General features: G+C 63.2%; 23 protein-coding genes. 21 read left to right on the forward strand and 2 right to left on the reverse strand.

Annotated features, from left to right (window positions below; translation table 11 throughout):
• The 21 genes from EN738_RS03805 to EN738_RS03905 all read left to right on the forward strand — a co-directional run.
• Positions 1–457 (forward strand): DUF2285 domain-containing protein (locus EN738_RS03805; RefSeq protein ID WP_210214061.1); only part of this gene is annotated, 457 nt, incomplete at its 5' end.
• Positions 458–590: 133 nt separating this feature from the next.
• Positions 591–872 (forward strand): helix-turn-helix domain-containing protein, encoded by a 282-nt coding sequence (locus EN738_RS03810; RefSeq protein WP_127282530.1) that lies wholly within the window; start codon positions 591–593, stop codon positions 870–872.
• An 8-nt stretch (positions 873–880) separates the two neighbouring features.
• Complete coding sequence (locus tag EN738_RS03815) at positions 881–1,747, forward strand: replication initiator protein A (protein WP_245494338.1); 867 nt, start codon at positions 881–883, stop codon at positions 1,745–1,747.
• Between the two features lie 319 nt (positions 1,748–2,066).
• Complete coding sequence (locus tag EN738_RS03820; RefSeq protein WP_127282532.1) at positions 2,067–2,531, forward strand: DUF2840 domain-containing protein; 465 nt, start codon at positions 2,067–2,069, stop codon at positions 2,529–2,531.
• Positions 2,528–3,088 (forward strand): S26 family signal peptidase, encoded by a 561-nt coding sequence (locus EN738_RS03825; RefSeq protein ID WP_127282533.1) that lies wholly within the window; start codon positions 2,528–2,530, stop codon positions 3,086–3,088. The genes EN738_RS03820 and EN738_RS03825 overlap by 4 nt, the downstream gene beginning before the upstream one ends.
• A gap of 35 nt (positions 3,089–3,123) precedes the next feature.
• Positions 3,124–3,450, forward strand: a complete 327-nt coding sequence (locus EN738_RS03830; protein ID WP_127282534.1) for a DUF736 domain-containing protein — start codon at positions 3,124–3,126, stop codon at positions 3,448–3,450.
• A 265-nt stretch (positions 3,451–3,715) separates the two neighbouring features.
• On the forward strand, positions 3,716–4,525 hold the full coding sequence (locus EN738_RS03835; protein ID WP_245494340.1) for a lytic transglycosylase domain-containing protein: 810 nt from the start codon (positions 3,716–3,718) through the stop codon (positions 4,523–4,525).
• A 247-nt stretch (positions 4,526–4,772) separates the two neighbouring features.
• Positions 4,773–6,512, forward strand: a complete 1,740-nt coding sequence (locus tag EN738_RS03840; RefSeq protein WP_127282535.1) for a VirD2 family relaxase/mobilization nuclease — start codon at positions 4,773–4,775, stop codon at positions 6,510–6,512.
• A gap of 158 nt (positions 6,513–6,670) precedes the next feature.
• Positions 6,671–8,662 (forward strand): conjugal transfer protein TraG, encoded by a 1,992-nt coding sequence (locus EN738_RS03845; RefSeq protein ID WP_127282536.1) that lies wholly within the window; start codon positions 6,671–6,673, stop codon positions 8,660–8,662.
• A 54-nt stretch (positions 8,663–8,716) separates the two neighbouring features.
• On the forward strand, positions 8,717–9,118 hold the full coding sequence (locus EN738_RS03850) for a CopG family transcriptional regulator (RefSeq protein ID WP_127282537.1): 402 nt from the start codon (positions 8,717–8,719) through the stop codon (positions 9,116–9,118).
• Positions 9,119–9,326: 208 nt separating this feature from the next.
• Positions 9,327–10,259 carry a P-type conjugative transfer ATPase TrbB gene (gene trbB / locus EN738_RS03855; protein ID WP_189605748.1) on the forward strand — a complete coding sequence of 311 codons (933 nt, stop codon included), beginning with the start codon at positions 9,327–9,329 and terminating at the stop codon, positions 10,257–10,259.
• Positions 10,260–10,377: 118 nt separating this feature from the next.
• Positions 10,378–10,638 (forward strand): TrbC/VirB2 family protein, encoded by a 261-nt coding sequence (locus EN738_RS03860; RefSeq protein WP_245494343.1) that lies wholly within the window; start codon positions 10,378–10,380, stop codon positions 10,636–10,638.
• Entirely contained in the window at positions 10,638–10,901 is a 264-nt protein-coding gene (locus EN738_RS03865) for a VirB3 family type IV secretion system protein (protein ID WP_127282539.1), read from the forward strand. Before EN738_RS03860 ends, EN738_RS03865 begins: the two co-directional genes overlap by 1 nt.
• 14 nt (positions 10,902–10,915) lie before the next feature.
• The gene (trbE, locus tag EN738_RS03870) at positions 10,916–13,465 is read left to right on the forward strand and encodes a conjugal transfer protein TrbE (RefSeq protein WP_127282540.1); all 2,550 of its coding nucleotides are present in this window, start codon (positions 10,916–10,918) and stop codon (positions 13,463–13,465) included.
• Positions 13,462–14,208: a P-type conjugative transfer protein TrbJ gene (gene trbJ / locus EN738_RS03875; RefSeq protein ID WP_127282541.1), complete on the forward strand. Its 747-nt coding sequence runs from the start codon at positions 13,462–13,464 to the stop codon at positions 14,206–14,208. The genes trbE and trbJ overlap by 4 nt, the downstream gene beginning before the upstream one ends.
• A gap of 13 nt (positions 14,209–14,221) precedes the next feature.
• A complete protein-coding gene (gene trbK-alt, locus EN738_RS03880; RefSeq protein ID WP_127282542.1) occupies positions 14,222–14,590 on the forward strand; it encodes a putative entry exclusion protein TrbK-alt in 369 nt (122 codons plus the stop codon).
• Positions 14,587–15,957 carry a P-type conjugative transfer protein TrbL gene (trbL, locus tag EN738_RS03885; protein WP_127282543.1) on the forward strand — a complete coding sequence of 457 codons (1,371 nt, stop codon included), beginning with the start codon at positions 14,587–14,589 and terminating at the stop codon, positions 15,955–15,957. The genes trbK-alt and trbL overlap by 4 nt, the downstream gene beginning before the upstream one ends.
• Positions 15,954–16,640, forward strand: a complete 687-nt coding sequence (trbF, locus tag EN738_RS03890; RefSeq protein WP_127282544.1) for a conjugal transfer protein TrbF — start codon at positions 15,954–15,956, stop codon at positions 16,638–16,640. Before trbL ends, trbF begins: the two co-directional genes overlap by 4 nt.
• Complete coding sequence (gene trbG / locus EN738_RS03895; protein WP_127282545.1) at positions 16,640–17,683, forward strand: P-type conjugative transfer protein TrbG; 1,044 nt, start codon at positions 16,640–16,642, stop codon at positions 17,681–17,683. The genes trbF and trbG overlap by 1 nt, the downstream gene beginning before the upstream one ends.
• Positions 17,680–18,894 carry a TrbI/VirB10 family protein gene (locus EN738_RS03900; RefSeq protein WP_127282546.1) on the forward strand — a complete coding sequence of 405 codons (1,215 nt, stop codon included), beginning with the start codon at positions 17,680–17,682 and terminating at the stop codon, positions 18,892–18,894. Before trbG ends, EN738_RS03900 begins: the two co-directional genes overlap by 4 nt.
• Positions 18,891–19,118 carry a DUF2274 domain-containing protein gene (locus tag EN738_RS03905; RefSeq protein WP_127282547.1) on the forward strand — a complete coding sequence of 76 codons (228 nt, stop codon included), beginning with the start codon at positions 18,891–18,893 and terminating at the stop codon, positions 19,116–19,118. Before EN738_RS03900 ends, EN738_RS03905 begins: the two co-directional genes overlap by 4 nt.
• Here the strand turns inward: EN738_RS03905 and EN738_RS03910 are convergent.
• A complete protein-coding gene (locus EN738_RS03910) occupies positions 19,110–19,529 on the reverse strand; it encodes a LysR family transcriptional regulator (protein ID WP_127282548.1) in 420 nt (139 codons plus the stop codon). The two genes, EN738_RS03905 and EN738_RS03910, sit on opposite strands and share 9 nt — an antisense overlap.
• 100 nt (positions 19,530–19,629) lie before the next feature.
• A complete protein-coding gene (locus EN738_RS03915; RefSeq protein ID WP_127282549.1) occupies positions 19,630–20,220 on the reverse strand; it encodes an acyl-homoserine-lactone synthase in 591 nt (196 codons plus the stop codon).
• Positions 20,221–20,239 lie beyond the last annotated feature (19 nt).

A 20,239-nucleotide genomic window follows, 5' to 3' on the forward strand; every position in this document is an offset into this window, starting at 1 on the left:
CATATGGGCTGAGACTGATCAAATTCGTAGCGTTTGGCAGTTGGAGCGCCAGGCGCATCAGATCGTCTCCAGCAAATCCGACAGCCCGCGCGGCATTGACGCCATCATCCTCCCGCTGGACGAAAACTTTGAGACGAGGCTCGACGCGGCGCGCCGCTTCTGGCGAGCGCTGAACGGCCGACCTCCTGGCCGAGGCTATGGTTCGCTGCCGCAACAGGCGAGGCTGAGACATATTCTCAACCTGCGCGCCTATGACGGCAGGTATGCCAGGGCATCCTACCGCCAGATCGCGGAAGCACTCCTGTCCCGCGAACCCATCGCGCCGCGCGACTGGCGCGATCATCATCTTCGCCACAAGGTGCGCGCCCTCCTGCGCCGCGCCGATCGCCTGGTCGCCGGCGGCTATCGCGACCTTTTGCTCTATCCGCAAAGCCGAGGCCACAAGTCCGACGTTTGAGGTCTTTGGCAAAGGGGTAGCAAAAACGCTCTCACGATCTTTGCCCTCCCTCCCGGTTTCTCAATCCGGCCATCGTCCGTTTCGCGCGTCCCGGCAGGCCAGGACGACAGCAAAACCGAATGGAGATCGAGCAATGACGAGTGGTCCCGCGGGCGCGCCCAAAAAATATCTTCGAACGAAGGAAGCCGCTCCTGTCGTCGGCCTTTGTGCTCGGACACTGGAAAAGCACCGCACCTACGGCACCGGTCCCAAATACATCAAGATCGGCGGTCGCGTCCTCTACGACATAGACGATCTGCATGCCTGGATCGCGCTCGGCGCCCGCACCTCCACCAGCGATGCTGACGCTGCCTTGATGCCTCCGGCCAAGCCGCATGCGGCCCGGGCACCGGCATATATCGGCAAGCCGCGCTGAGGATGGAAATGCGCCCGCCGCCTAGAGACCTGGAACCTGTTGCGTTGTTTCATGCGCGGCCCGGCAAGATGGCCTTGCGTGACGCGCAGGATCTGATGGCCTGGCCGTTCTTCTCGCTCGCAAAGTCACGCCGGATCACGCCGATCGACTTTCGCATGGGCGAGATCGCCATTCGTGTCGAAGCGACGATCGACCACGGGATGGCAACCATCTGGGATGCGGACATCCTGATCTGGGCGGCCTCGCAGATAGTCGATGCACGTGACAACGGGCTGCGGACGTCACGCATGATGGCGGCAACGCCGCACGAGATACTGACCTTCATCGGCCGTGGCACGTCCGCCCGAGAATATGGGCTGCTCAAGGCGGCACTCGACCGGCTGCAGTCGACCACTGTCGCCACCTCGATCCGGCAGCCGACCGAACGGCGCATGCACCGTTTCTCCTGGATCAACGAGTGGAAGGAGCGGGTCGACGATCGCGGTTGGCCTCTCGGCATCGAGCTTGTCCTGCCCGACTGGTTCTATGCCGGCATCCTGGTCGACGCCTTCGTGCTCACCATCGACCGCGCCTACTTCGATCTGACAGGTGGCATCGAGCGCTGGCTCTATCGGCTCGTGCGAAAACATGGCGGCCGACAGGCACATGGCTGGTCGTTCGACCTTCGTCATCTTCACATCAAGTCCGGTACCCTGTCGGCCTACAAGCGCTTCGCCTTCGAGGTGCGCGCCATCGTTCGCCGCCAATCACTTCCCGGCTATCGGCTCGAACTCGGCGTAACCCGATCTGGCGAGCCGCTACTCACCTTCAGGGCCTCTCACCCAGATCCATTCACGCGCTTTCGCAAAGCGCGGGCTGCGGAGGACAACCTGTGAATCAGCTCGTCATTTCAGGAACCCAGGGAAACGGGATTTCGGGAACCTCTTTCTCGTCATTTCAGGAACCCGAACGATGCTCAAGCTATGGAACCGAAAGCCTAATTCGGGCCGCTAACTTATCTAACCCGGAATCCTTCGGATTCTTTCTAACGGCAGGCCTGCTTCACGAAAGCAGCTGTGAAGGAGGACCTTCCACGTGTGACGGTCGGCGTGCGTTCAAGATCGTCGAAATCAGCCCAAATCCTCGCGTGACGGTCAGTCGACCGACGACCTCGGTCGCCGTTGCGCACACTTGGCACGCCAGGTGGAGGGCGACATGAGCGACCTCACCCATATCGAATTGCTTTGGCTGAAGAACCGGATTGAGAACTACATCCGCTTCGGCAAGACCATCGAGAACAGGATCATCGACAGAAGCCGACGCGTCGTGGCCTTCGCGCCGGGCAGCATTTTCGCATTCGTCCGCGGGACGGCGAATGACTTTGGCACTGTCGCCTCGCGCATCGACATTCTGCGAGCCGTCGGTCCAGGGAAGCGCTGTTCGACCGTGGCCTATGTGCGACCCGGCGCCGATATCCTGCTGACTGCCATCGGCTGGCCGAAAGTGGAAAGGATGCTGCAAGTCATCGACGACGTCGAGGCGATCGGCATCGATCCCGTCGACGTCGCGCCGGAATACTGGCGCCATGTTCATAGTCGGCTTGCCGCACGCGAAAACCCTCGACCTTACACACAGCAGCGTCACGAAGCGTGGCTGTTGCGTCGGCGGATTGAGCCATGAGCGCGCGCCCAACGATCGTCGCGGCAATGCTCGCCAGCGTGGCGCTTGTGGTCGCTCCTGCACTGAGCAAACACGCCCCTTGGTTGATCTGGAACGCATCGGCGAGCGTTCCGATTGGCCTCTATCGCCTTGAACCTGGCGGCACAGTGAATGTCGGCGATCTTGCCGCCATCACGCCGCCTGAGCCACTCGCCGGCTTCCTCGCCGAGCGTCGATATCTGCCACGTGGCCTGCCGCTCCTGAAGCGCGTCCTGGCGCTTGGCGGGGAAATGGTCTGTCGCCGCGGCAGAGCCATCATCGTGCGCCGTGTGACCTATGGCTATGCCCACGAACGTGACAGCCACGGCAGGCCATTACCGGCCTGGCGGGGCTGCCGCATCATTGGCGATAGCGAAGTATTCCTGATGAACCTGGGCGTTCCGGACAGTTTTGACGGCCGCTACTTCGGCCCGCTTCCCATGACCGCTGTCGTCGGCCGGGCTGTCCCCGTCTGGACAAACGTCAACACACCTTCGGTGCCAGATCTATCCGGCAAACCATCTCGCCGCAAGCCGTGACGGCTTAATCCTCCCACCAACGAAAGGACTTTCGCATGACCCAGATCGGCACTTTCACTCGCAACGATGACGGCTTCTTCGGCAACATCTGCACGCTCACGATCGACGCCAAGCTCGCCATCCTGCCTGCTGTACAAGCGGACGGCGAAAACGCACCGCAACACCGGATCTACTGCGAAGGCGTCGAGATTGGCGCTGCGTGGGATCGCACCAGCGAAAAGGCGGGGACCTGGCTGTCCATCCTCCTCGACGATCCGACTTTTACGCAACCGATCCGCGCCAGCCTGTTCCAGGTCGCATCCGAAAAGGATGTCTGGAACCTGCACTGGAACCGAGCTTCAAAGCGCGATGACCGGGCATGATTCGATGCCGCGATTGCGCGCCCAATATCCTTCTGCCGCAAACCCTTTGATCGATCGGGCCGCGGTCAATCCCTTCGACCCGATCGCCCGCCAGGCGGCCGTCGCGCGCAGCGACGGTCAAGGGCGGCCGGACGCTTGCTTTTCGAACCCCGCGTCTTCTGCGAGTCGGTCCGGCCGGCGAAGCCTTGCCCTTGACCGAAGCGAGCACGCCGGCAGGCTGCCGGCGCGTCGGGACGCCGAGCTCCGCGCTATCGTCCGCCGCTCCATGGCGATGCTCTCGGTGTGCGCGCTCCTCGGGTATGTGCCTCCAGTCGGTGCGGCGGAAGTGCCGTGTTCTCTCCCACAGCTTGGCCGAAACTCTGCAATCGCATCGAAGGTCGACTGGTCCATCTTCGTACGAGAAGCTGCTGGGCGTTTCGACATTCCCGAGCGTTTGATACGCGCCCTCATTCATGTCGAGAGCGGTGGCGATGTTCGTGCGGTTTCCTCAAAAGGTGCGCTAGGCCTGATGCAGATCATGCCAGCAACCTGGCAGGAGTTGCGCGTCAAACATCATCTCCGCAGCAATCCGTTCGATCCTCAGGACAACATTTTGGCCGGTGCCGCTTATCTCCGCGAGATGCGCGATCGCTTCGGCGCGAAGGGATTTCTCGCCGCCTACAATGCCGGGCCGGAACGCTACGACAACCATCTTTCGAAGGGTCGCCCACTTCCCCGGGAGACGATTGACTACGTCGCGAAGCTCACGCCACTGATCAAAGGAACTGCAGAAATCTCGCTTTGCTCGCGGCTGGCTGAAAACAGAGAGAGAGCGGATCGTTCGCCGCTCTTCGATCACGCCATGGATGTAGCGAACGAGGCTAGACTGCGAGGCGGCGGAGGTTGGAATAGCGCGGCCGACACCGTGTTTTCGGGGATCAGTTCAGTTGGCAGGCCGCGGCCGACGGGTGTGTTTATCACTGATCTAACGGCGCTGGAGGTGCCTCCGGAAGTCGCGCCGAAAGTTGCAAGTCCCGCCCAGCAGTTCAGTTCGGGTGACCTGTTTATCCAGCGTTATTCCGGTACGTCGCGATGATCTCCAGGATTCTCGCAATTCGCGTTCCGACCTGTTCCGCCGTGGAATTGGCGGTGGGAGGACAAGCATCAGGCGAAGTCGGAGAGGGATGGCAGGATAAAGGGCCGCGATGTGCGGCTCGGTCGGGGTGTTGGGTTTCAAGGGTTTGCGCGCCGGGTCCGCGATGTAAGCAAGAAACCCGCGATGTGCGCCATTGCCATTTTCGCAATCTTTCCAATCGAAATCGCACCTCGCAGGTCTAGCAGCCATGAACCGTGACGATGACTTCCGCGTCCGGCCTGGTCGTATCCGCTCTCGCGCCGGCCAGCGGGCTCGGCCGTTCATTTTCCAGGCGCTCGCGGCCACGCAGCGAGCTGGCGGGCATATCTCGCGCAAGGGACAGATCACCTCTCCACGAGCATCCACGTTCGGCCGCGGCAGGTCGGCAAGTATTCGTGCCAATCGTCTCATCTCTGGCCGCTCACGCGGGGCCGTCGTCAAGGCGCGCGTCGTCCGTCAATTCAGGGGCTCGGCGCCGCTCGCCGCGCATCTCCAATATCTCCGCCGCGAGGGGGTGACCCGTGACGGCGAGGAGGCGAGAATGTTTGGGCCTGACATGGACGAGGTCGACCACGACGCCTTTGCCGAACGATGCAAGGACGACCGGCATCATTTCCGTTTCATCGTCTCGCCAGATGACGCCCAAGAATTGGGCGACCTCAAGAGTTTTGCTCGTGATCTGATGGTCGACATGGAACGCGATCTCGGCACGAAGCTCGACTGGGTCGCCGTCGACCACTGGAACACTGAGCATGCGCATATCCACATCCTCGTCCGCGGTGTCGCCGACGATGGTGAGAACCTCGTCATTTCACGCGACTACATTCGCCAGGGCATGCGCGACCGTGCGAGCGAAATCCTCACCCAGGCACTCGGACTTCGGACCGATCACGACATCCGGCGGACAATCGAGCAGCAGGTCGACACCGAGCGCTGGACACAGCTCGACCGCCAGCTTGTTCGCGACGCTGATCGCCACGGCATAATCGATCTCGCTCCGCATCCCGATCGCCAGCCCGACCAGTTCCTGACGCTCAAAGCCGGACGGCTTCGCAAGCTGGAAGGCCTCGGTCTTGCTAACGAAATCCGTCCCGGCCAATGGATGATGGCCGAGGAAGCTGAGACGACCTTGCGTGCGCTCGGTGAGCGCGGCGACATAATCAAGCGGATGCATCGTAGCCTGGCCGGCCATGGCATCGACAAAGGTGCCGCCGATTATGTTCTTGCAGCTGAGCAGATCGACAAGCCGGTCATCGGTCGGTTGTTGGAGCGTGGGCTCGACGATGAGCTGAAGGGCTCGGCTTATGCCGTCGTGGACGGTATAGACGGTCGTGCCCATCACATCCGGTTTCAAGATATCGACGCCACCGGCGATTCCACCCCGGGCTCGATCGTCGAGCTTCGACGCTACGAGGATGCGAAGGGCCGCAGCCGTGTTGCGCTCGCAGTCCGCTCCGACCTCTCCATCGAAGAACAAATCCATGCCGATGGCTCGACATGGCTCGACCGTCGACTTGTCGCGCGTGAATCCATCGAAGTTGGGGAGGGCGGCTTCGGCAGGGACGTGAGGCAGGCGCTACAGCGTCGCACCGAATATCTTCTTAAGCAGGGTTTCGCACGGCGCGACGGTCAAGGCGTCATCCTCGCTCGCGATCTGATTGACACGCTACGCGATCGCGAGGTGAACGCGCTTGGCGCTCGGCTCGCTGCCGAGACCGGACTGCCCTACGTGAAGGGTTCCGAAGGCGACCAAGTGGCTGGCATCTATCGACAGAGGCTTTCGCTCGCTTCCGGCCGCTTCCTTATGATTGATGAGGGGCTCGGTTTCAGCCTGGTGCCGTGGTCGCCGTCCCTCGACAAGCAACTCGGCAATCACATCTCCGGCGTCACCCGCGGGCACAGTGGTGTTGACTGGAACTTCGGGAGGAAGCGAGGAATCGGGCTTTGACCGATCGAAGGCGTCATTGAGCTCTCGACCGCCTTCCTTCCTTGGCAGGTCTTTGCACGTCAGCGCACGACCAGTTGCGTCAATCGCTCATTTCTTCTTGCATGCGCGAGCTCCCCACATTGTCTATCCGCTCCCAATTGCTGTCCGGGAAACGAAATATGCCGGCGACCAGGATATTGTGGGGTCAGGTCCTCACTGCCCTTTTGATAGTGCTTCTCACCGCTTGGTGCGCCACACAGTGGACGGCCTGGCGTCTCGGCTTCCAGGCGCAGCTTGGGCCGCCGTGGTTCGTGTTTGCCGGCCTGCCCATCTATCCGCCGCCGGCATTCTATTGGTGGTGGTTCTTCTACGATGCCTATGCGCCTGAGATATTCGTCGAGGGCGCGCTGATAGCGGCAAGCGGCAGCTTCATCGCGATTGCGGAGGCCATTGGCATGTCGGTTTGGCGTGCACGTGAGGCGAAGAACGCAGCCACCTACGGCTCCGCGCGCTGGGCGACCTTCGACGAGATTCGTGCCGCAGGCATGATCGGTCCGGACGGCGTGGTGCTTGGTAAGTTGGACCGGGACTATCTGCGTCACGATGGTCCCGAGCATGTGTTGTGCTTTGCGCCGACCCGAAGCGGCAAGGGTGTAGGCCTCGTCGTGCCGTCACTGCTGACCTGGCCAGGCTCGGCGATCGTCCACGACATCAAGGGCGAGAACTGGGAACTCACTGCTGGATGGCGGACGCGCTTTGGCCGCGTCTTGCTCTTCGATCCGACCAATGCGGCGTCGGCGGCCTACAATCCGTTGCTGGAAGTCCGGCGCGGCCAATGGGAAGTCCGCGACGTTCAGAACGTCGCCGACGTGCTGGTCGACCCCGAGGGCTCGCTGGAGCGCAGGAACCATTGGGAAAAGACGAGCCACGCTTTGCTGGTAGGCGCCATCCTGCATGTCCTTTATGCCGAACAGGACAAGACACTCGCCGGTGTCGCGAGCTTCCTTTCCGATCCACAGCGGCCGGTCGAGACGACGCTGCGCAGGATGATGTTGACCAGGCATCTCGGAGGCGCCGGTCCGCACCCTGTCGTGGCGTCAGCCGCGCGCGAATTGCTCAACAAGTCGGAAAACGAACGCTCCGGCGTGCTCTCGACGGCCATGAGCTTTCTGGGCCTCTACCGGGATCCGGTGGTGGCCAAAGTGACCTCGCGCTGCGACTGGCGTATCGCCGACCTTGTCGAGGGCGAGCGGCCGACGACGCTCTATCTGGTGGTGCCACCATCGGACATCAGCCGTACCAAACCGCTGATCCGGCTGGTGCTCAACCAGATCGGCCGCAGGTTGACGGAGGATCTCCATGCAAAGGATCGCCGACATCGCCTATTGATGATGCTGGATGAGTTCCCGGCTCTCGGTCGGCTCGACTTCTTTGAAAGTGCGCTGGCCTTCATGGCGGGCTACGGCATCAAGTCATTCCTGATTGCCCAGTCTCTCAACCAGATCGAAAAGGCCTATGGGCCGAACAATTCCATCCTCGATAACTGCCATGTGCGCGTCAGCTTCGCCACCAATGATGAGCGTACTGCCAAGCGCGTCTCCGACTCGCTGGGAACAGGAACCGAGATGCGCGCCATGAAGAACTATGCCGGCCACAGGTTGTCGCCCTGGCTTGGGCATCTCATGGTCTCGCGGCAAGAGACAGCACGCGCGCTGATGACACCGGGCGAGATCATGCAGCTCCCGCCTGCCGACGCCATCGTCATGGTATCGGGCCTGTTTCCTATCCGCGCGAAGAAGGCACGCTATTTCGCCGATCCGCGTCTTGCCGAACGGGTTCTTCCGCCACCCAGACCTGAAGCGGTCGCGGGGACGTCGCCTGGCGACGACTGGACAGCAGTCCAGGCGGCGTCCGAGCCCAGTCTTGTAGCGCCGCCGCTACCCGCAGATGGACTGGATGAGGATCCGGCCAATGGTGGTATCCGCCGGCAGCCGGAGCTCCCCAAACATGAGGACATTGCGCCTGAGCGAACAACAGAGCGCGTAGATGAGTTCGACCTCGATCGGGACGAGCCTGACGACGATGCCGTCCGTCGGCGTTCTCTCGACCGCGCAATGCGGCAGGTTTCACGTCAGGCCGCACTCGATCCGAATGATGGCATCGAGCTTTGAGCCGTGAGGAACGCAAAGAAAAAGCGCCTCTCTGCCTATCTCGATCCCGGCGTCATGAATGCGCTTGCCGATTATTCGGCACGGCGAGAGGTCTCGCTGTCGCTGATAGCCGAGGCAGCGATCGCCTCTTTTCTGTCACCGGATGCCGAGGAGCGAAAGGAGGCGGCAGTCACCCGCCGGCTCGACCAGGTCGACCGTCGCGTGCAGCGCGTCGAGCGTGATGTCGGCATCGCAATCGAGACATTGGCGCTGTTCGTTCGGTTCTGGTTGAACTCCACGCCGGCATTGCCGGAATCCGCACAGGCCGAAGCCCGCGCGAAAGGTCTGCAGCGCTATGACGCGTTCGTCGACGCGCTTGGTCGCCGGTTGAGCAAGGGTCCAAAACTAAGGCAAGAAATCGCTGACGACGTCCCGCCTGCCTCACCCGCCAGCGCGGATGATTCTGCCGCTCGATAGACCGCGCCGCAAACCCGGCGAGATCCTCGCACCGCGTTTTGCAAGTCTGTGCACGCCGTGCCGCGATCGCCTGTTTTGCTTGTTGCAAGGCCAGAGTTCCTGCCTCTTCTAATCATCCCGACCGCGGCACGAACCACCGCGATGCATGGGGATCAGCGTGGCAATCAATTTTCAGCCTGGCAGCGAGGCCATATCGCGCGGCGCGCGAATGCTGCGAACGGCACTTGGGTCCGCCATCGCTGGCTTCCTTGAAGACCCCTCGATCGTCGAGGTGATGCTCAACCCGAATGGGCGGCTCTGGGTCGACCGCCTACAGGAAGGGCTTTCGGCCACCGACGAATTTCTGGCTCCCGCCGATGGCGAGCGCATCGTCCGTCTGGTCGCCCACCATGTCGGCGCGGAAGTGCATTCGGGCTCGCCCCGCGTGTCGGCCGAATTGCCCGAGACAGGCGAACGTTTCGAGGGCTTGCTGCCACCGGTTGTTTCGGCCCCGACCTTCGCGATCCGAAAGCCCGCCGTGGCTGTTTTTACGCTCGAGGACTATGTCGGCGCCGGCGTCATGCTGGACAGCCAGGCGGCCGTGCTGCGGCTCGCCGTCGAAAGGCGCAAGAATATCCTGGTGGCCGGTGGGACGTCGACAGGCAAGACCACGTTGGTCAACGCGCTGCTGGCGGAAGTGGCGAAGACCACTGACCGCGTCGTGCTGATCGAGGATACGCGTGAGCTGCAGTGCGCGGCGCCCAATCTCGTGGTGCTTCGCACCAAGGACGGCGTCGCCTCGCTGTCCGACCTGGTAAAGTCATCGTTGCGGCTTCGCCCCGACCGCATCCCGATCGGCGAGGTGCGTGGCGCCGAGGCGCTCGACCTGTTGAAGGCCTGGGGCACCGGACACCCCGGCGGCATCGGCACCATCCACGCCAGCTCCGCCGTTGGCGCCCTGCGCCGCCTTGAGCAACTCGTGCAGGAAGCCGTGGTCACGGTCCCGCGCCTGCTCATCGCCGAGACGGTCGACCTTATCACCGTCCTCGCCGGCCGCGGGTCGGCCCGCCGCCTGGTCGAGATTGCGCTCATCGATGGTCTCGATCCCGCCACCGGCGACTACCGCATGCTCGAGGCCAGGATAGACCCCGACCAACCCTGAATCCCCATTCCCTCACAGGAGCTGCAGAATGAATCCGCTTTCCATCATTTCATCGCCTGTCCGCAAGCCTGGTACGATCCTGCCGCGTGGCGCCGCGATTGCTGCCGTTGCGGCTGCGATGATCGCGCCGGCCCACGCCGCGGGCTCGTCCATGCCCTGGGAGGAGCCGCTTCAGCAGATCCTGGAGTCTGTCGAGGGACCGGTCGCCAAGATCGTGGCGGTGATCATCATCATCGTCACCGGCTTGTCGCTTGCATTCGGCGACACCTCCGGTGGATTTCGCCGCCTGATCCAGATTGTCTTCGGGCTGTCGATCGCCTTCGCGGCCAGCTCGTTCTTCCTGTCCTTCTTCTCGTTCGGCGGCGGGGCGCTGATCTGATGGATGAGGATATCAGGGGCTTCTTCGCACCGGTGCATCGCGCGCTCACAGAGCCGATCCTACTTGGTGGCGCGCCGCGCGCGGTCGCTATTGCCAACGGCACGCTTGCGGGCGCGATCGGGCTCGGCCTGCGCCTGTGGATTGCTGGTCTGATCCTCTGGGCGATCGGCCATTTCGCGGCCGTCTGGGCCGCCAAGCGCGATGCGCGGTTCATCGACGTCGTTCGCCGGCACCTTCGCTATCCCGCGCATTTCGGCTGCTGAGAGGTCTTTTCGCCATGATGAACCTGGCCGAATACCGCAAGAAGTCCGTCAGCCTTGCCGACTATCTGCCCTGGGCAGCCCTGGTCGCACCGGGCGTGGTGCTCAACAAGGATGGCAGCTTCCAAAGGACGGCGCGCTTTCGCGGTCCCGATCTGGATTCCGCCACGCCGGCCGAACTGGTTGGAACGACGGCCCGGCTCAACAATGCGCTGCGCCGCCTAGGCTCCGGCTGGGCGATCTTCGTCGAGGCCATTCGGCTTGCCGCGCAGCACCATCCGGAAGGCCGGTTCCCCGACAGCGCTTCGGCCCTGGTCGATCTTGAACGTCGCGGGCAGTTCGAGGGTGAGGCCAGCCACGACGTGTTCCAGTGGGGCGATCGCAGGTCGGACAGGGAGCTGTTTGAGAGCAGCTATTTTGTCTCCTTCGTCTGGCTGCCACCGGCCGAGGAGACCTCGCGCATGGAAAGCTGGCTCTATGAGGGTCGGGCCACCAGCGGCGTTGATCCAAAGGAGCTGTTGAAAAGCTTCGTCGACCGCACCGACCGCGTTCTGAACCTGGTTGAGAGCTTCGTTCCTGAGGTCGAATGGCTCGACGACGCCGCGACGCTCACCTACCTCCACTCGACGATCTCGACCAACCGCCATCAAGTGCGTGTTCCCGAGACGCCCATGCACCTCGATGCGCTTCTGGTCGATCAGCCGCTCGCCGGCGGACTTGAGCCGCGGCTCGGCGACAGACATCTGCGCACGCTGACCATTATCGGCTTTCCCACCGTGACCTTTCCCGGGATCCTCGACGATCTCAACCGGCTTGCCTTCCCCTATCGCTGGTCGACACGGGCGATCCTGCTCGACAAGACCGACGCGACCCGGCTGCTGACGAAGATCCGGCGCCAGTGGTTTGCCAAGCGCAAGTCCGTCGCCGCGATCCTCAAGGAGGTGCTGACCAATGAGGCATCGGTACTTGTCGACACCGATGCCGCCAACAAGGCGGCCGATGCGGACGCGGCCCTTCAGGATCTCGGCTCCGACCAGGTCGGACAAGCCTATGTCACCGCGACGGTCACGGTGTGGGATCCCGATCCGCTGGTCGCCGATGAGAAACTTCGGCTGGTCGAGAAGGTCATCCAAGGCAAGGACTTCACCTGTATCGTCGAAGGCGTCAACGCCATCGAGGCATGGCTTGGCAGCATTCCCGGCCACGTCTATGCCAACGTCCGCCAGCCGCCGCTATCGACGCTGAACCTCGCTCACATGATCCCGCTCTCGGCGGTCTGGGCAGGTCCGGTTGAAGACGAGCATCTTGGCGCACCGGCGCTGTTCTTCGCCAGGACCGAAGGTGCAACGCCATTCCGGTTCAGCCTGCATGTTGGCGACGTCGGCCACACGCTGGTCATCGGCCCGACAGGTGCCGGCAAGTCGGTGCTCCTGGCGATGATGGCGCTTCAGTTCCGGCGCTATGAAGGTAACCAGATTTTCGCGTTCGACTTCGGCGGCTCCATCCGGGCTGCCATGCTCGCCATGGATGGCGACTGGCACAATCTGGGCGGCAATGCGACAAGCGCAGAGAGCCGGGACGATCCGCTTGCCCTGCTGACCTTGGCGGACCTTTCTGACGATGCCGATGCCGTTTCGCTGCAGCCGCTCAGCCGCATCCATCATACGCCGGAGCGTGCCTGGGCGGCCGACTGGCTGGTCGACATTCTTCTGCGCGAGGGCGTCCCCGTGACGCCGCAGGTCAAGGAGCATCTGTGGTCGGCGCTGACCTCGCTTTCCTCAGCACCTGTCCAGGAGCGGACATTGACCGGCCTCACGGTGCTGCTGCAGTCATCGCCGTTGAAGCAGGCGCTGCGGCCCTATTGCATTGGCGGTCCCTTTGGCCGGCTGCTCGACGCCGAGCATGAGCGTCTCGGCGAGGCCTCGGTCCAAGCATTCGAAACCGAAGGACTGATCGGCACCGGTGCGGCGCCCGCCGTGCTTGCCTACCTTTTCCACCGCATCGAGCAGCGGATGGATGGACGGCCGACGCTGCTGATCATCGACGAGGGTTGGCTGGCGCTCGACGACGGAGGTTTTGCCGATCAGCTCCGCGAATGGCTAAAGACGCTTCGCAAGAAGAATGCATCGGTGATTTTTGCCACGCAGTCGCTCTCCGACATCGACGGCAGCAAGATCGCGCCGGCCATCGTCGAGAGTTGCCCGACGCGGCTGTTCCTGCCGAACGAACGCGCCATCGAGCCGCAGATCACCGAAATCTACCGGCGCTTCGGCCTCAACGATCGCCAGATCGAGATCGTCGCCCGGGCAACGCCGAAGCGCGACTATTACTGCCAGAGCCGGCGCGGCAACCGGCTGTTCGAACTGGGCCTCGGTCCGATCGCACTGGCGCTTTGTGCCGCGTCGTCCAAATCCGACCAGGCTGCGATCGGCCGCGTCATCGCTGAAGCCGGCCAGGAACATTTCCTCGAGGCCTGGCTTGCCGATCGCGGCCTGCGATGGGCGGCCGACCTCATCCCCGATCTCACCAATGTCACCGACCAAACGGTAGAGGAGCCCTCGTCATGAATTCGCTTCGCACCATCCTTCGTTCCCGAAGCACGGCTGCCGGCATTGTCGCAATCGCGATGACCCTGTCGTCGGCACCTGCGTCGGCATTCATCGTCTTTGATCCGACCAACTACAGCCAGAACCTGCTGCAGGCCGCCCGCGCCCTGGAGCAGATCCAGAACCAGGTGACCTCGCTTCAGAACGAAGCACAGATGCTGATCAACCAGGCGAGGAACCTCACTTCGCTGCCGACCTCACTGCTGGGCGAGATCGAAGGCAATTTTTCGCAGATGAAGACCCTGCTCGGCCAAGCCGACAGGCTCGCCTACAGCGTCCAGGACATCGATAGCCAGTTTGCCTCGACCTACCGGAATTTCGGTTCGGATCTTTCCAGCCAGCAGCTTGTCGATGGCGCGCGCGAACGCTGGCAGACCTCGGTGTCGGCGTTCGAGCATTCGCTGAAGGCCGGAGCCGTCGCCGTCGACAACATTGAGGGGACACAGGAACAGACGAGCGCGCTGGTCGGCGCCAGCCAGTCGGCCGTCGGCGTCCTGCAGGCGACGCAGGCCGGCAACCAGCTTCTGGCCGTGCAAGCCAAGCAGGTCGCCGACCTGACCGCGATGCTGGCCGCGCAGGGGCGCGCCAGCGCCTTGGAGCAGGCGAGGCAGGCCGCCGCGCAGGAACAGGCGCGGCAGCAATTCAGCCGCTTCATGGCCGGCAGCGGTTACAGCCCGTCATCCGTGAAGATGTTCCACGACTGAGGTGTGACGATCCATGGATCTCAAGATCGCCGCCCGGATGATAGCCGTTCTCGCCCTTGTCGCCGCCATGACCGCCGCCTTCATGGTGCTGCGCGGCGCCGGCTCGCAGGATGCGTCCTCCCGGCGCCCTGCACACCCGGGCGGCGAGCCAGTCAGGGCCGAACTGGAACGGTGTCGCGACATCGGTATGGCCGCGATTGCCGACGCGGCCTGCAGGAAGGCCTGGGTTGAAAACCGCCGGCGTTTCCTTGAGCCGGCACCGCACGTGTCGCCTTATGCGGCTCCGTCTGCAGACAAGGACCAGAGCCGCCTCTTGCCCGCACAGCCGGCTACACCGCCGAGCGCGCAGAATCCCTCTCGCCCGGACAGGGTGGCGCCATGAATGACACTGGTGTCATCGACCGCTTCCTGGAAACATTCACCCGCTACATCGATTCCGGTTTTGGGCTGCTTGGCGGCGAGGTCGCCTTTCTCAGCTCGACCCTGATCGTCATCGACATCACGATCGCCGGGCTGTTCTGGGCCTGGGGTGCTGACGAGGACGTTTTGCACCGGCTGGTCAAGAAGACCCTCTATATCGGCTTCTTCGCCTTCATCATCGGCAACTTTAACCGCCTTGCCGGCATCGTCTTCCAGAGTTTTTCCGGGCTCGGGCTTAAGGCTGGGGGATCGGCACTCTCCGGCTCCGCGCTGTTGCAGCCGGGGCGCGTTGCGCAGGTGGGCATTGATGCCGGCAATCCGATCCTCGAGGCCGCCAGCCAGTTGATGGGGTACGTTTCGTTCTTCGAGAATTTCGTCCAGATCGCAGTCTTGATGATCGCCTGGGCGATCGTGCTGATCGCGTTCTTCATTCTGGCCGTCCAGATCTTCGTCACTCTGATCGAGTTCAAGCTGACGACGCTTGCCGGCTTCGTGCTGATCCCCTTTGCGCTGTTCGGCCGGACTGCCTTCCTTGCCGAAAAAGTGCTCGGCAACATTGTTGCCTCGGGCGTGAAGATCCTGGTGCTTGCCGTCATCGTCGGAATTGGCTCGGGCCTCTTCGGCGAGTTCACGCAAGGTTTTGGGGCGGACGAGCCTACGATCACCGATGCGCTGTCGCTTGTGCTGGGTGCCCTGTCGCTGATGGGGCTGTCGATCTTTGGCCCCGGCATAGCGACAGGCCTGGTTTCCGGTGCGCCACAGCTTGGTGCGGGCGCCGCTATCGGCACGAGCCTGGCTGCCGTCGGCCTTGGTGCGGCCGGTGCCATGGGTGCTCGGGCCGCATTGAGTGGCGCTGCTGGTGCGATCGGGGCGGGAGGGCGCATGTCAGCAGCCGCTGCGCGCGGCGGTGCGCATCTTGCCGGAAGCACGACGACGGCATGGGGACTTGGCGCAGCCACGTCCGGACAGGGCGGCGCCGACTCGATCGCCGCCGGCATGGCGGGCGTCGCCAGGGCCGGCGCCGGCGCTGCCGCACAGCCGGTGAGGCAGGCTATGTCGCGCGCGGCTTCAGGCTTGTCGTCCAGTCATCAGGCCGGGCGCTCGGCCGCGTGGACCGCGACCGGTGGAGAGCGGCCATCGGAGGCGATGGCTTCAGCGTCGGGCTCGACAGCCGAATCCGGTGTGCAATCCCCGCCGGCCTGGGCCGCACGCATGAAGCGCGGCCAGACCATGAGCCATGGCGCCAGCATGGCCGCGCACTCCGTTCGCTCAGGCGACCATGGCGGCGGCTCGATGAATGTTTCTCTCAATCAGGACGATCGCCGATGAGCATCTTCAGACGACCTTCCGTTCGATATGGCAAGACACCGCAGCCGGAGACGCCGTACCAGCGTGCCGCCCAAGTCTGGGATGAGCGCATCGGTTCGGCTCGTGTCCAAGCAAAAAATTGGCGCGTGATGGCCTTCGGCGCGCTGGTGCTGGCCGGTGGCTTCGCCTCCGCCTTGGTCTGGCAGTCGACGCGCGGTTCCGTGGTTCCTTGGGTGGTGGAGGTCGACAAGCTTGGTGAGGCGCAAGCGGTCGCTTCCGCCGTCTCCGATTACCGGCCGACCGATCCTCAGCTCGCCTGGCACCTAGCCCGCTTCATCGAACAGGTGAGGGCCGTCCCGGATGATCCCGTGATCGTCCGCCAGAACTGGTTGCGCGCCTACGACTACACCACCGATCGCGGTGCCATCTCGCTGAACGACTATGCCCGCCTGAACGACCCTTTTGCCAAGGTTGGCAAGATCCAGATCGCCGTCGAGGTCTCAAGCGTCATTCGTGCCTCGCCAAACTCGTTCCGTGTCGCCTGGATCGAGCGCCGCTACGAGAACGGCAGCCTGGCTAGCTCCGAGCGCTGGGCCGCCATCCTCACCATTGTGATTCAGCAACCCCGGGACGCCGACCGGCTCAAGGCCAATCCGCTCGGTGTCTACGTCAACGCCATCAACTGGTCGAAGGAGCTTTCGTGATGTGTGCGACACGAACATTCAACAGGAAGCTGGACACAGCGCGCACTGTGACGATGGCAGTCGTGCTGTCAGCAACAGCGCTCGCCGGTTGCGCCTCGAGAAAATACATTCCGCCCGAGATCAGGTACGACGAAGCGATGCCGGCCATCCGCAAGGTCGACCCGCCTGGCCCGGTCAAGGTGGTGGAGCTGCCGAAGCCCCTTCCGCTCCCTGGCCAGTTGAAGCCGGTCGGGACCATGAGCGCCAAGGCGGAGCCCGCCGATCCCAAGCAGCGGATCAGCCAGGCCAATGAGGCGGCACGCATGCAGCCGGTTCGCGATGGCTTCATCAACGCGATCCAGCTTTATCCCTGGAGCGAAGGCGCGCTCTATCAGATCTACGCCGCACCCGGCCAGGTGACCGATATTGCCTTGCAACCCGGCGAACAGCTCGTCGGCTCCGGCCCTGTCGCCGCCGGCGACACGGTGCGTTGGATCGTCGGCGATACCGAGAGCGGGGCAGGGGAGCGGCTTCAGGTCCATATCCTCGTCAAGCCGACGCGGCCCGATCTGGTGACCAACCTCGTCATCAACAGCGACCGCCGCACCTATCACCTCGAGCTGCGGTCGACCGAAAAGACCTATATGGCCTCGGTGTCCTGGCAGTATCCACAGGATCAGTTGATCGCACTACGCCGCCAGAACGTGCAGGCTTCGGCCGCCCAGCCGGTAGCCGCCGGCGTCGACATCCAGAAACTCAACTTCCGCTATCGCATCGAGGGCGACACCGCACCCTGGAAGCCGCTGCGGGCGTTCGACGATGGCGCGAAGGTCTATATCGAGTTCCCGTCAGGCATTGGCCAGGGAGAGATGCCGCCGCTGTTCGTCATCGGCCCGTCGGGGGGCTCCGAACTGGTCAACTACCGCGCACGGCAGAACTACTATGTCGTCGACCGGCTCTTCGCCGCAGCCGAACTGAGGCTCGGCGACAAGGCGAGTGAGAAGCGCGTTCGCATCGTGCGCACCGATGGTCGGCCTCAGCGCAGCGTGGGACTGTTCCGATGAGCGAGGCGACTAATGTCTCGGGCCAGGACCTGCGAGCTGAGCTGCGGCTGCGGCCAGCACCCACCCGGGTGATGCGGCTGTCGCGCAAGGTGCTGGTCGGCCTCGGCGGTGTGGCCAGCATCGCGATCCTTGGCGCGCTGGTGTGGGCGCTCGACACCAGGCGGCGCGACAACGAGCCACCGTCCGAGCTCTTCACCACCGAAAACCGCTCGACTGCCGATGGGCTGCAGGCGCTGCCCAAGGATTACGCCGGCGTGCCGAAACTCGGCCCCGCTCTGCCAGGCGATCTTGGCCGTCCTATCCTGCGTGCCCAGGAGCGCGGGGCGCCGGTGCAGATGCCAGCCATCGGCGCCTCGCGTGTCGACCAGGACGAACAACGCCGCCTGGCCGAAATCGAGTCAGCGCGCGTGGCGAAGCTGTTCACCGATACCAGCGTGCGAGTAAATCCACCGCAGCACCTTCCTGGCGCGGGAGATTCGGTCGCCGACGCTACGTCCAAGTTGACGGTACCAAGCGAGCAACGGCCATCGGATCCAGGCTCTGTTCAAGGCACGCAGGATAGCAAGCTTGCTTTCGTCAATGCAGAGCCGGATCGACGCACCGTCAGTCCCGACCGACTCGCTACAAAGTCCTCACCTTATGTCGTTCAGGCCGGCACGATCATTCCGGCGGCGCTTATCACCGGCATTCGCTCCGATCTTCCCGGCCAGATCACGGCTCAGGTCACGGAAAATGTCTACGACAGCCCGACAGGATCGTTTCTGCTCATTCCGCAAGGCGCAAGGCTGATCGGCCAGTACGACAGCAAGGTTGCCTTCGGACAGTCACGTGTGCTGCTGGTCTGGAACCGGCTCATCATGCCCGACGGCACCTCAATCGTGCTGGAGCGTCAACAGGGTACGGATGCGCAAGGGTTTTCCGGACTTGAGGACGAAGTAGACCATCACTGGGGCCAGCTGTTCCGGGCCGCTGCGCTCTCGACGTTGTTGGGCATCGGCAGCAGCCTCGGTTCCAGCGACAATGAGAGCGACATCGCCAAGGCGATCCGCGAAAGCGCACAGAATTCGACAAGCAATGTCGGTCAGCAGATCGTGGGTCGCCAACTCGATGTCCAGCCAACGCTCACAGTCCGGACGGGTTTCCCAGTTCGGGTGATCGTCAATCGCGACCTCGTGCTGGCGCCATACGGAACAGTGAAGGCACCGTCATGACGAAGCTGAAACTCTCTGCCATTCCCGACGATCGGCCGGTCAAGATTACGGTCGAGCTGCCCGCGCCCGTTCACCGCGATCTTGTCGCCTACGCAGAGGTGCTCGGTCGTGAAACAGGGAAGACAGTCGCGGATCCCGCGAAGCTCATCGCGCCGATGCTTGCACGGTTCATGATGACGGACAGGGCGTTCAGTCGGGCGCGGCGCGATGCCAAGTCAGGATAGTCCTTGAGGCGCGCGCTTCGTCTCCACGAAACGGAGGCTGACGTCGGGCGTGCTTCGGATGAAGTCGACAACTGCATCCAGAAGCTCGGTCACATGCTCGGACACCTCGGGACCGGCGGTCGGGCCATCGCCTTGTTGTCCCCTTGCCGTGCCCGCCGTCGCGAGTGTCCCGTCGAGGTCCCTCAGGACCCGACGCAGGTCACGCAGGAGTGCTGCGCCGGCGGGAGTTGGCCGGACTCCGCCCGGATGCCGCGCGAAGATCGCGGTTCCGAGCGCATGCTCAAGGTCCCGGATGCGCCGGCTCAGGGAAGAATGGTGTATGCCCGTGCGTCGGGAAGCGCCGAGGAAACTGCCTTCCTCGGCGACAACAAGTGCGCAATCAAGCGTGAGGAGCTGGATCCGTCGCCGCATTGCGCTTCCTTCTCCGGAGACATGGGAGCGGCCATGACCATTGATGATAGAGATGCCCCATCGGGATCGCAGGCGCTGGCGCTAGCCGCAACCGGCCTGCCTACGAGACGGCGTCACGCATTTCGCGGAGCCGGGCGAGCGTGCGTTGGTCGAAGCTCGCGGTGACAGCCAGGGTCTCTTCGCCACTGATTACGCGAGGTATCCCGAGGGGCGTGACCTTGAAATGCAGTTGCACAAGCCTGAGCAGCCAGAGCGGGTTCATCTCGATGATGATCGTGTCCACGCCGTTATGTAGGCCCCACTCGACGATCCCGGAGAGCAGAGCATTCGCCACCGGGCTGAGCATCCGGCCGCGCTCGCGGTGGCCGGCCTCGACGCAGTAGCGTGTCCACTCCCAGATGTTCGAACCAACCGGCCGCTCGACTTCGCAGAGTGGGGAAAGCACCGCGGACAGCAGGTGTGGCCGTGTCGACGGTAGTAGACGCTGATAGCCGATGACATGATTGTCGTCGTCAATGAAGAGCATGTGAACGGCGTAATCGTCGTCGAACCGATCAATTTCCTGACCATCCTCACGTCGCAATTCCGACCAGCCTCTCTCTTCCACAAACACCTTGTGGCGAAGGCGGAAGGCCTGTTGCATTTCATCGCGATAGAGGTCGAAATTTTCGTTGGTCACGATGTGCAGCATAGGTTGTCCTTCACGGTTG

The organism is Mesorhizobium sp. M4B.F.Ca.ET.017.02.2.1 (assembly GCF_003998955.1).
Classification (GTDB): Bacteria; Pseudomonadota; Alphaproteobacteria; order Rhizobiales; family Rhizobiaceae; genus Mesorhizobium; species Mesorhizobium abyssinicae.